We start from the raw sequence: 16618 nt of genomic DNA on the forward strand, positions 1-16618 counted from the left end.
TTCTCCGCGAAATCTATTGAGGTAGAGCGTTATGTATTACTAGAGGAGGTAGAGCACTGAATGAGCTAGGGGGACTCACCGTCTTACCAAACTCAATCAAACTTCGAATGCCTTTAAGTAGAGCATAGCAGACACACAGTGGGTGCTAAGGTCCATTGTGGAGAGGGAAACAGCCCTGACCGCCGTCTAAGGTCCCCAAATCGCAACTAAGTGTGAAAGGAAGTGGGAACTCCAGGACAGCCAGGAGGTTGGCTTAGAAGCAGCCATCCTTTAAAGAAAGCGTAATAGCTCACTGGTCTAAATAAGAGTTCCTGCGCCGAAAATGTAACGGGGCTAAAGTTGTGTACCGAAGACGCGGATGTATATGATTTATCATGGTCATATACGTGGTAGCGGAGCGTTCCATAGGCTGATGAAGGTAGATTGTGAGATCTATTGGAGGTATTGGAAGTGCGAATGCTGACATGAGTAGCGATAAAAAGTGTGAGAGACACTTTCGCCGAAAGTCCAAGGTTTCCTGCGCCAGGTTAATCCGCGCAGGGTGAGCCGGCCCCTAAGGTGAGGGCGAAAGCCGTAATCGATGGGAATCAGGTTAATATTCCTGAGCCTGCTAGAAGTGACGGATCTGAAATGTTGTTTATTCTTAATGGATTGAATAGGCTTTTTGAGGATTCCAGGAAATAGCTCTAGCGTATAGACCGTACTCTAAACCGACACAGGTGGACAGGTAGAGCATACCAAGGCGCTTGAGAGAACGATGCTGAAGGAACTAGGCAAAATGCTTGCGTAACTTCGGAAGAAGCAAGGCCATTTTAAGGGAAACCTTAAGGTGGTGGCACAGACCAGGGGGTAGCGACTGTTTAGTAAAAACACAGGGCTCTGCGAAATTGAGAAATGACGTATAGGGCCTGACGCCTGCCCGGTGCCGGAAGGTTAAGAGGAGATGTTAGCGCATTGAATTGAAGCCCCGGTAAACGGCGGCCGTAACTATAACGGTCCTAAGGTAGCGAAATTCCTTGTCGGGTAAGTTCCGACCTGCACGAATGGCGTAACGACTTCCCCGCTGTCTCCAGCATCGACTCAGCGAAATTGAATTCCCCGTGAAGATGCGGGGTACCCGCGGTCAGACGGAAAGACCCTATGAACCTTTACTGCAGCTTTGCAGTGGCACCAGGAAGATTTTGTGTAGGATAGGTGGGAGACAATGAACTTAGGGCGCCAGCTTTAAGGGAGTCACTGTTGAAATACCACCCTGAATGTTTCTGTTGTCTAACTGAGCCTGTTTAGCACGGGCCAGGACCCTGCATGGTGGGCAGTTTGACTGGGGCGGTCGCCTCCCAAAATGTAACGGAGGCGCGCGATGGTAGGCTCAGTCCGGTTGGAAATCGGATTTTGAGTGCAATGGCATAAGCCTGCCTGACTGTGAGAGTGACAGCTCGAGCAGAGACGAAAGTCGGCCATAGTGATCCGGTGGTTCCTTGTGGAAGGGCCATCGCTCAACGGATAAAAGGTACTCTAGGGATAACAGGCTGATCTCCCCCAAGAGTTCACATCGACGGGGAGGTTTGGCACCTCGATGTCGGCTCATCACATCCCGGGGCTGAAGCAGGTCCCAAGGGTTCGGCTGTTCGCCGATTAAAGTGGTACGTGAGCTGGGTTTAGAACGTCGTGAGACAGTTCGGTCCCTATCTGCCGTGGGCGTTAAGACTTGAAAGGATTTGTTCCTAGTACGAGAGGACCGGAATGAACGAACCTCTGGTGCACCAGTTGTCACGCCAGTGGCATGGCTGGGTAGCCAAGTTCGGAATGGATAACCGCTGAAAGCATCTAAGCGGGAAACCAGCCTTAAGATAAGGTCTTTTTGGGGCGTTGAAGACCACAACGTTAATAGGTCTGGTGTGAAAGTCCAGCAATGGATGAAGCTTACAGATACTAATCCCCCAGACCTCTCCAGCTTTGTATTCAATACAAACCAAACGCATCTCTTAATAACTTCTTCAATCTTACTTCTCTTCTATAACAATCCCTATCAGATGTGCCTCAGCGGCGGGGGGTTATGGCGAGGGTCCCAAACCCGATCCCATCCCGAACTCGATGGTTAAACCCCTCAGCGCCAATGATACTTCGTCTCAAGACGCGGAAAAGTAGGTCGCCCCCCGCTACTAAGGCACATCTCTTAAAACAAACCCCCCACTCAATTAACGCAAGTGGGGGGTTTGCTTTGCAAAAAAAGAATTAAGGGGGAGCTAGCACAAGTAGACCTTTAGTTCTTGTCCATTACTTATCATTTGGCTAAAGTAGATTCTGTTAGAATATCTGGAACGAGAAAGTAAGGTTCCTAATAGTATAGCAAATTAAGGAATGTTATATGACTGAAATGAATCGCCGTAAGGCTTTTATGATGATGGGTGGCGTTGGAGCAGCAGGATTTCTTGCTTCCAAGGTTAGCGCCGCTCCAAAGGCTTCTGCAGAAGCTCCTAAAAAACCAGATGCTGAAAAGGCACCTCTTTCTAAAGGATGTCCTTTTTCTGGATCGGGTACACCGTACGCCGTTGCAGGTGAAGGTACAGAGAACAGTGATTGGTGGCCATACCGTTTGCGTGTGGATTTGTTGAATAAGCATTCAGAGAGATCCAATCCGCTTGGTGAAAAATTTGATTACCGTGAGGCCTTTAAATCAATTGATTATGAAGGGCTTAAACGTGATCTTCGCGCCTTGATGACGGATTCTCAAGATTGGTGGCCTGCCGATTTTGGTAATTATGGCCCTTTCTTTATTCGTATGGCTTGGCACTCTGCGGGAACATATCGTCTTGATGATGGCCGTGGCGGCGGTGGAAGAGGGCAACAACGTTTTGCACCTCTTAATAGTTGGCCAGATAATGTGAACTTAGATAAAGCACGTCGTCTTCTATGGCCGGTTAAACAGAAATATGGACAGAAAATTTCTTGGGCAGATTTGATTCTCATGACTGGGAACGTGGCTCTAGAAAATATGGGCTTTAGAACACTTGGTTTCTCTGGTGGACGTGAAGATGTCTGGGAGCCTGATGAGGACGTAAACTGGGGTTACGAAAAAGAATGGCTTGCACATCGTCCTTTAAAGAAATTTGAAGAGCCTTTGGGGGCTTCTGAAATGGGATTGATTTATGTCAATCCAGAGGGGCCTGAAGGCAGAGGTGATCCTCTTGAGGCTGCACAGTTTATTCGTCACGTTTTTGGCCGTATGGGCTGGAGTGAAGAAGAAATTGTTGCCATTATTGCTGGTGGTCATACCTTTGGTAAAACACATGGTGCAGCGCCTCAATCTCACCAAGGTCCTGCTCCAGAAGCAAATGATTTGGCAGCTCAAGGTCTTGGCTGGATTAGCAATTACGGCACAGGCCATGGTGGCGATACGATTAGCAGCGGCCTTGAGGTGACATGGACTCAAACGCCAGCACAGTGGAGTAATTTTTTCTTTGAAAACCTTTTCAAATATGAATGGGTAAAAGTCAAAAGCCCAGCTGGACATGTTCAGTTTGAAGCAAAAGATGCAGAAGAAATCATTCCGGATGCACATGATAAGAGTAAAAAACATAAACCAACAATGCTTGTGACAGATGTTGCATTGCGTGTTGATCCTGTTTATGAGAAAATTTCTCGTCATTTCTTAGAAAATCCACAAGCGTTTGCAGAGGCATTTGCGCATGCGTGGTTTAAACTTTTGCATCGTGATTTTGGACCTCGCTCCCGTTATGTCGGTCCTGAAGTTCCAGACGCTGAATTTTTATGGCAGGATCCACTACCAAAGGCGAACAATAAGCCAATTGGTGATTCTGAGATTAAAGCACTTAAGCAGAAAATTTCGGAAACAGGTTTAAATGTTTCTGAACTTGTTGGAACGGCTTGGGCTTCTGCTGCGACTTTTAGAGGTGGAGATAAAAGAGGTGGTGCAAATGGTGCACGTATCGCTTTAGCACCTCAAAAAGATTGGGAAGTGAATAATCCGAAGCAACTTGCGAAGGTTTTGGATGCTTTAAAGAAGGTCCGTTCTGATTTTAATTCAGGTGGTAAACAGGTATCTCTCGCAGATATCATTGTTTTGGCAGGTAATGTTGGTGTTGAAAAAGCGGCGAAAGCAGCTGGTTTTGATATCACTGTTCCATTTACACCTGGACGTGTGGATGCGACCCAAGAAAAGACAGATATCAAGAATATCAATTCTTTAAAACCTCTTGCAGATGGTTTTAGAAACTATAAAGAGGCGGGATATGCTCCTCTTGCAGAAAAATTCTTGATTGATACGGCTCAGAAATTAACTCTTAGCGCACCAGAAATGACAGCGCTGATGGCTGGTTTAAAGGTCATTAATATTAATTACGACGGATCAGATGTTGGTGTTCTCACCAAGAATCCTGGTGCTTTAACCAATGATTTCTTTGTGAATTTGCTTGATATGGGGACAGACTGGAAAGCAACTTCCAAAGAGCAAGAATTGTTTGAAGGCGTGGATTGCAAGACAAATAAGGTAAAATGGAGAGGATCAAGAACAGATTTGATTTTTGGTTCTAACTCTGAGTTGCGTTCTTTGGCGGAAGTTTATGCAAGTGAGGACGGTAAAGAGCGTCTCGTTCATGATTTTGTCGCAGCATGGGATAAAGTTATGATGTTGGATCGTTTTGATCTTCTTGATGCTAAAAAATAAGATCATTTTTTGATCTAAGAGAGATAGTGGGGCTTTTGCCCCGCTATTTTTTTAAGCTTTTGCTTGGTTCATTACCAAGGCAGCTTATCTCCTTTGTAATTCAAAAATTGCAGCCCTGTTTTTCCTTCTAAACTGATAAGTGTTTTGACCATGGGAATAACAGATTCTTCGATACTGAAATTTGCATATGGGCCGCCCATATCTGTTCTGACCCAGCCAGGATGCATGAGAACGCAAGCACGTTTTGGATATTCATGTGAAAAGTTCCGCATGAGCTGATTGAGAGCTGTTTTACTGCTCCGGTAAAGATGAAGTCCTCCAGAAGTATTCTCCTCAATGGAAGCCATGCGTGTCGTCATAACGCCAATGATCCCTTTTGGAAGAACGAGAGATTCAAATTTGTCTAACAAACGTATAGGATTTAAGGCATTATTGAGCATTGCATGATTAAAGTCTTCATCGCTAATCTCGCTCAATCTTGCTGTTCGGTCTGGCATAATGCCAGCATTGACGAAAAGAATATCGAGTTTTTGGCCTTCAAGTTTTTTTCTAAGATCAGCAACTTGATTGGCTTTATTGAGATCAACCTCTTCAATTTGAAGATTTGAAGGGTATTTTTCTGTGAGCTTTTTTAGAGAGAGTGGGATGATATTTCCTCGAATGGTAGCAATGACATGCCACCCTTTTTTAAGAAATTCTTCGACCATAGCGAGACCGAGGCCACGGGACGTTCCAACAATTAGAATATTTTTAGTGCTCATTTTCCATCCTTATTACATCTTAGAAAGGGACGTGATATTTTAAATCTAACGCTTTCTATTTTGAAAGGGTACTTTTGAAATATGCTTTTCTTCTTTTGGAGATAAAGAAATGCGTCGTTTATCGCATATAAAATTCTTGAGCTTCTTTTTTTTCTGTCTTTTGTTGATGCCACAAAAGAGTTTTGCTTGGGGAGCCGAGGGGCATGCAATTGTTGCTGAGCTAGCAATGCATTGTTTGCCAGAAGCGAAACAAGCAAAAATTAAAGCGCTTTTGAAAGAAGATAAAAGTTTACTTGTTCCGACCTCTTTAGAAGGTGAGGCTAGCTTCCCAGATTCTTATTGGCCACTGCATCCAGAGACATTGCCATGGCACTATGTTAATAATGACTGGAAACATCCCAACGTCTTATCCGCCTGTCCTCCGATTGAAAGTGCGGAGAAAGGTGGTTGTGTTTTAAACCGCATTGAATATTTTAGAAAAATTTTAAAAGATCAGAACGCTTCTTTAGAGAAGAAGCTCTTTGCCCTTCAGTTTATAATTCATTTGGTTGGTGATATGCATCAGCCATTACATGCCATTAGCGACAAGGATCGTGGTGGAACACAAAAATTTGCTGTTGTCTCTGGGCAGCTTGTGCCAACAAATTTTGCTTCAAGCCTTCATACCTATTGGGATACAAATTTTATCGTATTAGAGTGGCTAGGGCGGGTAGATTTAGAGCAAAAATTGATTGCTGAAATAACGCCGAAGGAGATACAGTCTTGGCAAAAAGGAAGTGTTTGGGACTGGTCACGAGAAGCTTATAAATTAGGCGCAAGAGATGGTTATGCTGCTTTGCCAAAGGCACATAAAGATGGACTTTATGTTTTAGATGAAATTTATGTGCATCAGGCTCAAAAAGATATTCATCTTCAATTAAAAAGAGCCGCAGTCAGATTGGCGATGATTTTAGAGGAAAGCGCATTTTAGTCATTTTTATTTATTATTTTGTGTTAGTTGGTAAAAGAGTTCGGTCAGTTTCTCTGTGAAAATTTTGCTGCCAGCTTCATTGAGATGCTGACTATCTTGCATATACTCAAAGTGGTTTAGACTTTCAAAATAGTTTTCATCGATAAATTGAACATTATCCTGTTGGGGAAGCTGCTCTCTTATATCTGCGGCATTTGGTAAAGGTAATCTATCTGTCTCGTAAAAAGCATGGGGCATTTGCAAAAAGATAAGTTTCGTTGGTGTATTTTTATATAAAGAGATTGTTTTCCCGAGCCACGTTTTTTCATATGCGAGAACCTTTTCACTCTCTTCTTGCTTTTTTTCAATGCTTAAAGGGGGGACATCATATTTTAGGACTTGATGGCAGAAACTTTTTCCAAAAGGGCAGGAAAGAATTTCATTCTGCGAACCAATTTGCAGGCCTGAAATAGATTTTGAAACAGCAGACCCTTTATAGAAATATTGGTACTTTTCTTCATCTGTTCTTAGATTATTTCTAAGTCTTTGGCTCGGAATAAATCTTTCTAAATCGTTAATATAAGGACGAGCAGAGAAGAGACAGGCCTGAGTAAGTTTATACTGGACTTGCCTGTTTGGGTGTTCTTTTAAAAAGGAGAACCATTCTTTTATCCGAAGAAATGAGGCTATTTCCAAGCCTTCTTCGTATTCTGTGTCATCTCTAGGGTCAAAAGAGGCAAGCGTTTTATAGGATTCTAAAGGAATGATAATAAATTGAAATTTATTGCGATATGGATCTATCTCTTTGAGCAAGTGATATTGAGTATAGGCTTTTGTTCCAGAGAGTAACAGCGGAATAACCTGAAAAGGGGCATTAGGATTGTTGGTTTCAAGATCTTGAAGTCTTAATCCAGCCTTCATTAGCGAAGCGCTTGGGATAAAGATATTTTGTTTTTGAGAAGAGACATGCTTGAGAGCATATTTTATTTTTAAGCGTACTGTTCCTGTGTAGGAATCTGCAAGATAGGTATCGTAAAATCCAGATCTAAAAATAAAATTATCAAGTGAGAAAAAGGCAAGAAGGCTTAAAGATAAGAGGATAAGAGGGGATTTTGCATTAAATCTACTCACTTTCCCCTCCTTTGTGCTGTTTCTAGACAAATCTTTGCACGATACACTTTTATAAGCGCTTTACCGTTTTCAAGATATGGGCTTCTCTTGCACACATTGATAGAGGAGTGAAGTAAGCCTTTTGGTAAAAACTTCACTGCCTTGTTTATTTAAATGCTGATAATCTTTCATATATTGAAAGTCATTAAGCTGATCAAAATAATGCTCATCTATAAAATGGACATTATGCTGTTTTGGCAAAATATTCTTTAAATCAGGCGCAGTAGAAAGCGGTTTGCGACTATCATTATAGAAGGCTCGCGGCATTTGAATAAAGACAAGCTGGGTTGAAGAATCTTTATAAAGCTCGAGAATTTTTGTCAGCCAAGTTTTTTCATAGGCTAGAATTTTTTTACTCAAGACTTCTTTTTGAACTTCAGGAAGAAGGGGGGTGCTTTGTCTGAGATGTGTTTCGCAAAAAGCACCTAAGGGACAATAAATAATTTCATTATTGGGACCAAGTTTGACGCCTAAAATAGTATGGGTATCTGATGTTCCTGCGTAAAGCTTATGATAGTTTTCATCATCTGAATGAAGGTTTTGAGAAAAGCGGCGGCTTGGAATAAAGCGATCCAAATCGTTAATATAAGTGCGATTGGCAAAAATACAGGCCATACTGAGCTTATAAAAAAGTTCAGACCCCTTATAGGTTTTTAAAAAAGCTGGACATTCTTGAGGTTTTATGAAGGAAATGATTTCAAGAGCTTCTTCATATTCTGTGTCATCCCCTGGATCGAAATTTGAAAGTATTTTGTAAGATTCCGAAGGAAGGATAATTGTGTGATACCTATTATGGGTCGGATCAATAGTTTTTAAAAGATGGTAATGTGTGTAGGCCGCAGACCCCGAGAGAAAGAGAGGAATAATTGTAAAAGGCGCTTCTGGATTTGCTTTTTCAAAATCATTCAATCGGAACCCAGCTTTCATTAATGAAGCGCTAGGAATGAGAATGAGGGGATTTTTTGTATTTTCGTGCTCTTTCGCGTATTTTATTTTAATAGGTGCTGTCATACCACCGGGATCGGAAAGATAACTCGCATAAAAGCCTGATCTGAAAATTAAAATATCGAGTGCAAAAAAGGCAATGACACTTAGACATAAGAGGGCAAATGGAGATTTGATATTAAGTTTTTTCATTTTCTCCCTCTTAAAATTGTCCGTAAATAAATTTAACAGCTTTATCTATAGAGAGGGCTGATAGAAGTAAAAGACAAAAACCGTATTGCAACCAATTTGGAAAGAAGGAGTCGATTTTTCTTTGAATAGGTTTAAATCCAGGAGCACCCGCACCGACATAAAAAGCGATGATCATACAAAGAGTTGATTGTATGAGAATCATAGAATTAACGTCGGCGACAGAAAAAGTTCCTCTTGGGGTGTAACCAGAGAGAAGTTTGAGATGGAATAATGTGGTCTTCCAATCTCCTAAATAGAAAAAAATCTGTGAAAAACTCATAAGAATGAAGGTGAAAATGATCCCAAGAGTCATTCGAATGGCGTTAAGGATTTTTCCTGTGCCGAATAAAAAGTCACGCCATTTTTTTGTGAAAAGCGTGACAAGGATGAAGAAAGCATGAAGTGCACCATAAAGCAGGTAATCGAGGAAAAAACCGTGCCATATTCCAATCAGAATCATATTTGCAGCAACAGCAATACTGAGCCCAACTTTTCCTAAGTTGCGCAAGGCCATATTTAGAGGGGTAAAAAGATAGTCTGTCAGCCAAGAGGTTAAGCTCATATGCCAGCGCTGCCACATTTGTTGAATATTTGGCGCAGCAAAGGGAGCATTAAAGTTTTTAGGTCCATCAATGCCAAAGATTTTCCCAACCCCTAGGGCTATATTGGTATAGCCCGCAAAATCTGCATAAAGTTGCAAAGTATAGCAGGCCGTTAGAAGGCAGAGGATAGAGAAATTATAATCTTGAGGCGTTTTATCAATTGTATCGATAAAGCGAGAAAGCCGATCTCCAATAAGAAGCTTTAACATTAGGCCGCCTAAAATAAGGCGGAATCCGTGTTCAATTTGTTCGGGGTCAGCTTTTCGGACAACGACTTCCCGAAGTTGCGGTAAAAAGTCATAAGCGCGCTGTATTGGACCGCTGACAATTTGCGGAAAAAAAGACGCATAAGCAAGGAGATAGAGAAAATCTTTTTCGACAGATTCATCGTCCCAATAAACTTCAACAAGGTACGAAATGAGTTTAAAGGAATAATAGGAAATACCCAGAGGCAATAAAAAGCCATGCCAAGCGCCCAGAGCTTTAAAGGCAATAAGCATTGCCAAAACTGTGCCCACACCCAGCCAAAGAAAAATGTCTTTCTTATGGTCTTCCTCGTGGCTTGCGATTTTAAGGCCGCAAAAATAGATCAATGCAGTTGAGATTAAGAGCAAAGGCACATAAGAAAGCTGTGCAAGCGCATAAAATCCCAAGGAAAAAATAACCAAGAGCAAAAGCCGAAAACGGGCAGGCACAAAATAAAAGGCAACTGCCATTGGCACAAGCGCAAGGTAAAAAGGAAGAGACGTAAAATCCATTAGAGTTTTTGAGTAATAAGCCTAATTAAGTCACCAACATTGTTCATGCCACGGACTTCTCGGGTTTTTAATTTGATAGAGAATTCTTTTTCAGTGCCGATAATGAGGGCAATATGTGTTAAAGAATCCCAGTCCTTGACATCATCTGCGGACATTTCTTCTGTAATATTAAGATTAGGATTTTTAAAGACTTTTCGAAATACACCTGTTAGCCGTTCTTTAATGGCCTTAATATCTGCATCTGCCATGATTATTCCTTAAATAAACTTTGAGGTTAGACTTCATTATCGTCTGTCATATAGTGAGGAAGGGCTTTTCGATTAAGTTTGCCGTTATCCAAGCGTGGCAGTGAATCTAGAAGATAGTAATAGCGAGGGATCATATAGATGGGCAAATTTTTACTCAAGATTTCAAAGAGGATTTCAGACGTATATTTCTCTTTTACCGCTTTTGGTGGCAATACGAAGAAGCAGATCAAATCATCGACAGAGGATTCATTGAAAGGATAGCCACTTACAATGACTTGTTCGAGATTAAGCATTTTGCGCAGATGCGTTTCAATTTCCTCTGTTTCCACCCGGTATCCTAAGACTTTTAACTGGTGGTCAATCCGCCCTTTGAAAAAGAACACGCCATCTTCATTTTGAGAAACAAGATCACCTGTCCGATACCATCTGCGCATTTTGCCTTGATCTTCACGCCAAACGAAAGCGGCCTCGGTTTTTTCTTTATCATCTAGATAGCCATCTGCTTGTTGGGCACCAGAAAGTAAGAGTTCGCCAGCCTCTTCTTTTTCTGCGATTTTCCCGTCTTCTTTAAGGATGAGAGTTGCGGTTTTTGGAAAAACGGTGCCGATAGGGACAATTTCTCCCTTAAAATGAGGGGGAAGTTCATAATCGAGGCAATCTACGGTCATTTCTGTTGGGCCGTAACTATTAACAAGGCGTGTATTGGGAGCAGCTTTTTGCCATGCTTTTGCTGTTTTGGGGAACAAAGGCGCACCGCTGAAATCTGTCCATTTAAGCTTTGGAAATGTATTTTCTTTTAGAAGACCGCGTTCGAGTAAAATATCGGCGACATTTGGCACAGAATGCCATACCGTAATTTCATTTTCTTGGATAAAACGCAAAGGTGTGAAAACTGTTTTTGCAGAAAGTAAATAAAGCGTCGCACCATTTGAAAAACAAACAGTATAATTACCCACAGAAACGTCCCAAGAGAGGTCTACAGGCTGGGCTACCCTGTCTTCTGATGAAAAATGATGGCGTGTATTTATGTTTTCGGTGTACGTAGCCCTTGCCTTTGTTGAGAGGAGGACACCTTTAGGGGATCCTGAAGAGCCAGAGGTGAAAATAATATAAGCTTCTTCTTTTCCAGAAAGGGTTTTTGGAGAGGCGATTTCTTTTGCTGCTATTGTTGGAATAAGTGTGGCATTTAACCCCAATGTCTGCAAGGAGTGCAGAGTTTTTTCATCACCAGCAAATAAAAGAGAAGGAAAATTCTCTATAAATTCATCAGTGAGCAGTTTTAAGCCGTTTTCATCAATTAACAGGGCGGTGCTTTTTGAAGCGATAAGCTGTTCAGACAGACGGGTAACAGGCGCTTTTAGGCTCAGGGGAACATAAGCAATTCCTTGCCAGGCTGTGGCAATAACCCCGATATAGGCAGAAAGGGTTCGGTCGGCCAAAAGGGCCAACCGGTTGACATTATTTTTCGAGAGAAGGGCGGCAAAAGCAGCACTTCGATCTCTTAAAACCTGATAAGAAAGCGAAACACCTTCAGGATTAACAATCGCCGAGCTATTGGGAGATTTTTTAGCAAAATCATCAATATAAGTCGCAAGATTTTTTGTCATTCCTGAGTCCACAATAAATTTAAGAATTTAAACGCTTGGAAGATAAAGAGTTTTAAAAAATTTTTCTGAAAAATAAGTTTCATCTTTATTTAGAAGAGGTCTTTTTCTTCATAGAGTAAAAGTAGAATTTTATGAAGACTTTCTCATTGTTTTTCCAAGAATTCTTTTCTCAGGCTTACGATGTCTTTTCGTAAATCTTCTTCTGAAGCGGTGAGGAGGCGATTAAAGAAGGCTCTAAGTTCTTCCTGTTTGTGCGCATTAAAATAGAGAGGATGCTTGCGGAAAAGACGCTCAACGCCTTTGGGAAAATGTTTATCATTTCCTCTAAGGAGATTGCTTAATGTGCTGCGGAGAGCTTTCCAAACATAATAATAGGGCGATTTTGATTTTACCATAAAGCCACGCTGATCTTCGAAGACATAGCCTTCAGATTCTTCGTTTTCCTTTTCTTTTAAAAAGGAGAGAAAGGTTTCCTTGTTTGGTAAAATTGCCTTTAGAGGCGCAAGCTCAACTTCCAGCCATTCAGCCACTTTTTTGAGGTGGTCATAGGGGAGTTTTTTAAATTCAAGATTTCGGTAGATGACATCTAAAAGGATAAGCTTTTTGGAGGGATAGGAAATAATATGGGGGTCATTGGCAGGGTCAATAACTTCAAAGATACATGAAACGCCAAAATTTTTATTGAGCGAATAGAGTTTTTCGCCAAGGGTTTGCGAGATTTGTGCCTGAAAGAGTTCTGCAAACGGACCCGTTAAATAGTTTTTAGAAGAGGCGAGAAGATAGCCTTCATCATAACCCGTAATGCCTAAAAAGCCATTTTCTTTTAAGCGGGTTGTAATGGGGTAGGCAAATTTATCAGCGATTTCCTCTAAAGGCAGGACTTCCCCAATGTTGAAAAATTTATCATAGGATCGTGCTGCGATTGTTCCATTTTTTTCATTAAAAAACAGACCTCTTGCCTTGAGCGTCGTATTATCCCAGCCACCTTTATGGAAGATGTGCCGCTTAAAGCTGATTGAAATTATATTTTCCCAGCCTTTTTGATGGTTGATTTGGATTCCATCATGGGCTTTCGTTGTCTCAAGAAAAGATTTTGGAAAGGTTATTTTTGTAGCGCTGAAAAGTTGTCTTATCTCTTGGGGTATCATGACTTCAGCATAGATTTTTTTCTTTACGTCATAGTCAATAAAGGTCTCTTTGGGAAGAAAGCCTTCTTTCCTATGATGGATAGAGCGTAAAGCCCCGTCAAATTCGACTTTGCCTTCGAGATTAAAAGAATGGTGTCCTGCAAGGATCGGCGCATTCTGTTTGTTCCGATGTCCATGAATTTGGTAAAATTTTGACTCTTTTCCGACATTTTCTGAAAAAATACGATCGATATCTGTGTTATAATCCGACCAGCCTTTTTCACACTCATTGGCAGAAATTTTCCAAATCTCCCGAAAGGGGACAGGCAGGCCGCCATGAGAAACAAAAACCTCTTTTCCATGAAATTGATATGCAAAATAGGAACGCAGGGCACGCAGAAAAATTTTAAATTTAGATTTTTTTGGCTCCCAGCCCGCCTGAAGTAATTCAGGGAGGGTTTTTTCTGTAAACTCTTTGCTTCTTATTTCTTCTTGGTTATTCCAAGCCCTGAGATGGCGCTCATGATTTCCTGCAAGAAGGATAATATTTGGTTTTAAAAGGTTTTCCTGGAAGGCATTTTCCCAGAGAAAATCCATTGTGCCTTTGTTGTCGTAGCCACGGTCAATATAGTCCCCAACAAAGATATAAAATTTATTCGGCTCGAAACCGTTTGGAAGGAGTTTTTTTAAATGTTTAGAACAGCCATGAATATCTCCAATTGTGATAATCTCGTCATATGAGTCCAAAATTTTGGATTTTATAGAAAAAGTTTGATTCATATCAAACAGATTGGGAGAAAATATTTTGAGACGCTTAGAAACTTTTTCTTTTGCTTCTTGGAGGGATTGCCAGATATTTGAGACAATTCCTGGGGAAACATACTGAATGCTTCTTTTACGTTTTTCGTTAAAGGCAAGGCATTGCTCTAAGGTTGGATCAAAATCGACGATAAACGTTTCATAGCCGTATTTTAAGGCAAGATTTTCCCATGTGCCGATAGCGCGTCCAACCCCTGTTGAATCGATAATCGTCGTATCCCCTCGGCGAAATCTTTCTCGTATAAGGATTTCCATACGATTAAAAATTTGCCGATTGTAGGATTGATTGATCGTTAAGCTGCCATCAGAGAGAAAAGTCGGGTTCCCAAATTTTAACCTGAGCTGATCTGTTGAGATTGTATAGGGTTCTAAACCTGTTTCATGGATCCAAGTTGATTTTCCACAGCCCGGAGCGCCTCTTAAAATGAGTAACAATCTCATCGCTCTTTATCCCCATAAATTTATTTCATGGAGTATCTTAGAAAGATATAAAAAAATATCCTAGAGGGCTGTAGAAAAATTAAAGATTCAGTATCCGCCAATATCTGCAAAACTATGTGAAAGGGTGCAGTCACGGAAGTTTTGAAGCACTTTGTCCGCCCCATTCAGCGTTACAACATATCGACGCCCCGCACCAAAAGTCAGAATAGCTTTTCTCGAGGTTTCAAGAGCATCTAAAAGAGGGGTGAGTTGTTGCGGTGTAACGGTGGCCTCTAAGGTCATTTTGTTTTTTTGCGACATTGAAAGCGTTGTCCGGTAATTCCCGACAGAAAAGGTTGTTTCTCCCGTAATATTTGGGGGGAGATTCCATGTTGTGTTCATGGCATCAATTTCGAGACCTGTTTTTGCAGAACGGAACATGATTCTAAAAGGGCTGTTTTCATGATTCATAGCGCCACAGACAGAGACGATTTCACCAGCGTCATCTTTCTTTTCAAATCCCATCCAGTTCCCAATTTTGAGATCAACATCTTTCAAGGCCTTTAAGGCGCTATTTTTATCTTCAGGTGGATTGTTGTTAAGGGGAACGGTTGGCGTTGCCGCATTCCCTGATGAGTTTAGCCCTTGCTGTTGCGCTGAATCAGGTTCGGTTGGCGCACTGCCACTTGTCGCTGCTTTGTTCTGGTTTTTTGGCACAGGTGGGGTGGAGGTTGGGTCAGCATGAACCGTTCCCAAAGAAGTTGCTGTTAAAGTGAGAACAAAAAAACTAGCTCCAAGGAGGGCAGGAAACTTTCTTGAATATTTCATATCTTTTCCTTTGCGTTTTTAAGTCAGAGTTATCTGTGCATGAAATAGGTTTTAAGAGAAGGGAGGCAAAACAATTCTATAACTTCCTAAAGAAACCCTCATCTTGGTTTTCTCAGGTCTGATTATCTATTTCTAATCCATTCCCCCTTTAATTTAAAGGGGCTGCTGGAAGGACTTCTTTTTGAATATTTCTGCGGATTTTTCGGACCTTTCGCACAGAGACAGGCTTTGCATGGTTTCCCCATGCGGATCGGATATAGGTAAGGACTTCCGAAATTTGGATATCTGAAAGCATTTCAGAAAAACCAGGCATCGTAAAAGAAGAGGGGGAAATAGAGGGAATAATAGGGGTACTACCGCCGTTTTCAAGGAGATGAATGAGAGAGGCTGTGTTGGATGAGGTTACGATTGGGTTCTTTTTAAGCGGGGGAAAGGATAAGCCATAGCCTTGACCGTCACTGCCATGGCAAGAAGCGCAACGATCGATATAAATTTGCTCCCCCCGTGAAAATTGACGATGCTGTTTTTGGATTCCTTCTTCACGGATGGCCCAATCATTTTCTTTATCGTTGATGGGTGGAAGAGAAAGTAAAAAGGCAGAAATCGCTTTAATATCCTCATCTTTCCAATAGGAAGTGCTTTTTTGAATCACTTCGGTCATAGATCCAAAAACATGGCTTTTTGTAGATTTTCCTGTTTTTAAGAAGCGTTCTAAATCTTTCTGTGTCCAGTCTTTGAGGCCGGAATTTGAATCTTGCCGAAGATTTGGCGCATTCCAGCCTTCCATATTTTGTCCCCCTGAAAGGAAAAGGTGGCTGGTCTCTTCTTCGAGTGTTTGTTCTTGAAGTGCATTTCCTCTGGGGGTATGGCAAGCACCGCAATGCCCAGCCCCTTCAGCAAGGTAAGCCCCCCGTTTTATCAGGGAATCTTTGGCCTGCGGCGTACTCTCTGCTTTTGCTTTTTCAGCACTTGGCGCAAAGAAATAACGCCATATTGTTAAAGGCCAGCGAACATTAACGAGCCAAAAGATTTTTTCTTTTGGAGCCGGTTGATGAACAGGGGCAACTGCTTTTTGAAAATAGAGATAGAGATTATGGATTTCTTTATCACTTAGATGCGCATAAGAGGGATATGGCATCGCTGGATAAAGAGATTTCCCATCCTTGCGGACACCTTCACGAACGGCTTTTGAAAATTCCTGTTCGGTGTAAGTGCCAATACCATAGGTTAAATCGGGCGTGATATTGGTAGCGTAGATAAGTCCCGTTGGAATGGCAAAGGCAAGTCCGCCAGAATATTCGGGCTTATCTTTGAGCGTATGGCATGCAGCGCAATCGGCTAAAAGAGCGCTATATCTTCCAGATTCAATTTGTGTTTTGAGTTGAGAGGCCAAGCCTGCTTGGACAGAAAAGGTGAAGGTCGCTAACGCAAAGAAACAAGCTATTGGAAAGATAAAGCGTTTCATC

11 protein-coding genes and 2 rRNA genes (1 of these 13 running past the window's edge) are annotated in these 16618 nt (G+C 41.6%); 4 read left to right on the forward strand and 9 right to left on the reverse strand.

All coding sequences use genetic code 11. The annotated features are described in order from the left end of the window. The 3 genes from FAI40_07485 to katG form a co-directional block, all read left to right on the forward strand. Nucleotides 1–1943 (forward strand): 23S ribosomal RNA (locus FAI40_07485) (it extends 786 nt beyond the left edge of the window). Nucleotides 1944–2046: 103 nt separating this feature from the next. After that, a 5S ribosomal RNA gene (gene rrf, locus FAI40_07490) occupies nucleotides 2047–2161 on the forward strand. 243 nt (nucleotides 2162–2404) lie between these two features. Then, nucleotides 2405–4687: a catalase/peroxidase HPI gene (katG, locus tag FAI40_07495; GenBank protein ID QCE35784.1), complete on the forward strand. Its 2283-nt coding sequence runs from the start codon at nucleotides 2405–2407 to the stop codon at nucleotides 4685–4687. A 71-nt stretch (nucleotides 4688–4758) separates the two neighbouring features. Here katG and FAI40_07500 read toward each other — a convergent pair whose 3' ends face one another. Further along, nucleotides 4759–5448, reverse strand: a complete 690-nt coding sequence (locus FAI40_07500) for an SDR family NAD(P)-dependent oxidoreductase (GenBank protein ID QCE35184.1) — start codon at nucleotides 5446–5448, stop codon at nucleotides 4759–4761. A 109-nt stretch (nucleotides 5449–5557) separates the two neighbouring features. Here FAI40_07500 and FAI40_07505 point away from each other — a divergent pair, with 109 nt between their 5' ends. Next, the gene (locus tag FAI40_07505; protein ID QCE35185.1) at nucleotides 5558–6418 is read left to right on the forward strand and encodes a hypothetical protein; all 861 of its coding nucleotides are present in this window, start codon (nucleotides 5558–5560) and stop codon (nucleotides 6416–6418) included. A gap of 6 nt (nucleotides 6419–6424) precedes the next feature. Here FAI40_07505 and FAI40_07510 read toward each other — a convergent pair whose 3' ends face one another. From FAI40_07510 to FAI40_07545, 8 genes are all read right to left on the reverse strand, one after another. Next, nucleotides 6425–7528 carry a hypothetical protein gene (locus FAI40_07510; protein ID QCE35186.1) on the reverse strand — a complete coding sequence of 368 codons (1104 nt, stop codon included), beginning with the start codon at nucleotides 7526–7528 and terminating at the stop codon, nucleotides 6425–6427. Nucleotides 7529–7597: 69 nt separating this feature from the next. Further along, a complete protein-coding gene (locus FAI40_07515) occupies nucleotides 7598–8704 on the reverse strand; it encodes a hypothetical protein (protein QCE35187.1) in 1107 nt (368 codons plus the stop codon). A gap of 10 nt (nucleotides 8705–8714) precedes the next feature. Further along, complete coding sequence (locus tag FAI40_07520) at nucleotides 8715–10103, reverse strand: MBOAT family protein (protein QCE35188.1); 1389 nt, start codon at nucleotides 10101–10103, stop codon at nucleotides 8715–8717. Next, a complete protein-coding gene (locus FAI40_07525) occupies nucleotides 10103–10351 on the reverse strand; it encodes an acyl carrier protein (GenBank protein QCE35189.1) in 249 nt (82 codons plus the stop codon). Before FAI40_07525 ends, FAI40_07520 begins: the two co-directional genes overlap by 1 nt. Before the next feature lie 26 nt (nucleotides 10352–10377). Next, complete coding sequence (locus tag FAI40_07530; protein QCE35190.1) at nucleotides 10378–11958, reverse strand: D-alanine--poly(phosphoribitol) ligase; 1581 nt, start codon at nucleotides 11956–11958, stop codon at nucleotides 10378–10380. Between the two features lie 143 nt (nucleotides 11959–12101). After that, nucleotides 12102–14345: a hypothetical protein gene (locus FAI40_07535; GenBank protein ID QCE35191.1), complete on the reverse strand. Its 2244-nt coding sequence runs from the start codon at nucleotides 14343–14345 to the stop codon at nucleotides 12102–12104. Nucleotides 14346–14432: 87 nt separating this feature from the next. Then, entirely contained in the window at nucleotides 14433–15152 is a 720-nt protein-coding gene (locus FAI40_07540; GenBank protein QCE35192.1) for a hypothetical protein, read from the reverse strand. 148 nt (nucleotides 15153–15300) lie between these two features. Beyond that, nucleotides 15301–16617, reverse strand: a complete 1317-nt coding sequence (locus FAI40_07545; GenBank protein QCE35193.1) for a cytochrome c — start codon at nucleotides 16615–16617, stop codon at nucleotides 15301–15303. Nucleotide 16618 lies beyond the last annotated feature (1 nt).

It is taken from the genome of Acetobacteraceae bacterium (genome assembly GCA_004843345.1).
Classification (GTDB): Bacteria; Pseudomonadota; Alphaproteobacteria; order Acetobacterales; family Acetobacteraceae.

Excerpts from the sequence above, each read along its gene's own strand:
- katG (QCE35784.1), top strand. The coding sequence starts at position 2,405 with ATGGGTGGCGTTGGAGCAGCAGGATTTCTTGCTTCCAAGGTTAGCGCC.
- FAI40_07500 (QCE35184.1), bottom strand. The coding sequence starts at position 5,448 with ATGAGCACTAAAAATATTCTAATTGTTGGAACGTCCCGTGGCCTCGGT.
- FAI40_07505 (QCE35185.1), top strand. The coding sequence starts at position 5,558 with ATGCGTCGTTTATCGCATATAAAATTCTTGAGCTTCTTTTTTTTCTGT.
- FAI40_07515 (QCE35187.1), bottom strand. The coding sequence starts at position 8,704 with ATGAAAAAACTTAATATCAAATCTCCATTTGCCCTCTTATGTCTAAGT.
- FAI40_07520 (QCE35188.1), bottom strand. The coding sequence starts at position 10,103 with ATGGATTTTACGTCTCTTCCTTTTTACCTTGCGCTTGTGCCAATGGCA.
- FAI40_07525 (QCE35189.1), bottom strand. The coding sequence starts at position 10,351 with ATGGCAGATGCAGATATTAAGGCCATTAAAGAACGGCTAACAGGTGTA.
- FAI40_07530 (QCE35190.1), bottom strand. The coding sequence starts at position 11,958 with ATGACAAAAAATCTTGCGACTTATATTGATGATTTTGCTAAAAAATCT.
- FAI40_07535 (QCE35191.1), bottom strand. The coding sequence starts at position 14,345 with ATGAGATTGTTACTCATTTTAAGAGGCGCTCCGGGCTGTGGAAAATCA.
- FAI40_07540 (QCE35192.1), bottom strand. The coding sequence starts at position 15,152 with ATGAAATATTCAAGAAAGTTTCCTGCCCTCCTTGGAGCTAGTTTTTTT.
- FAI40_07545 (QCE35193.1), bottom strand. The coding sequence starts at position 16,617 with ATGAAACGCTTTATCTTTCCAATAGCTTGTTTCTTTGCGTTAGCGACC.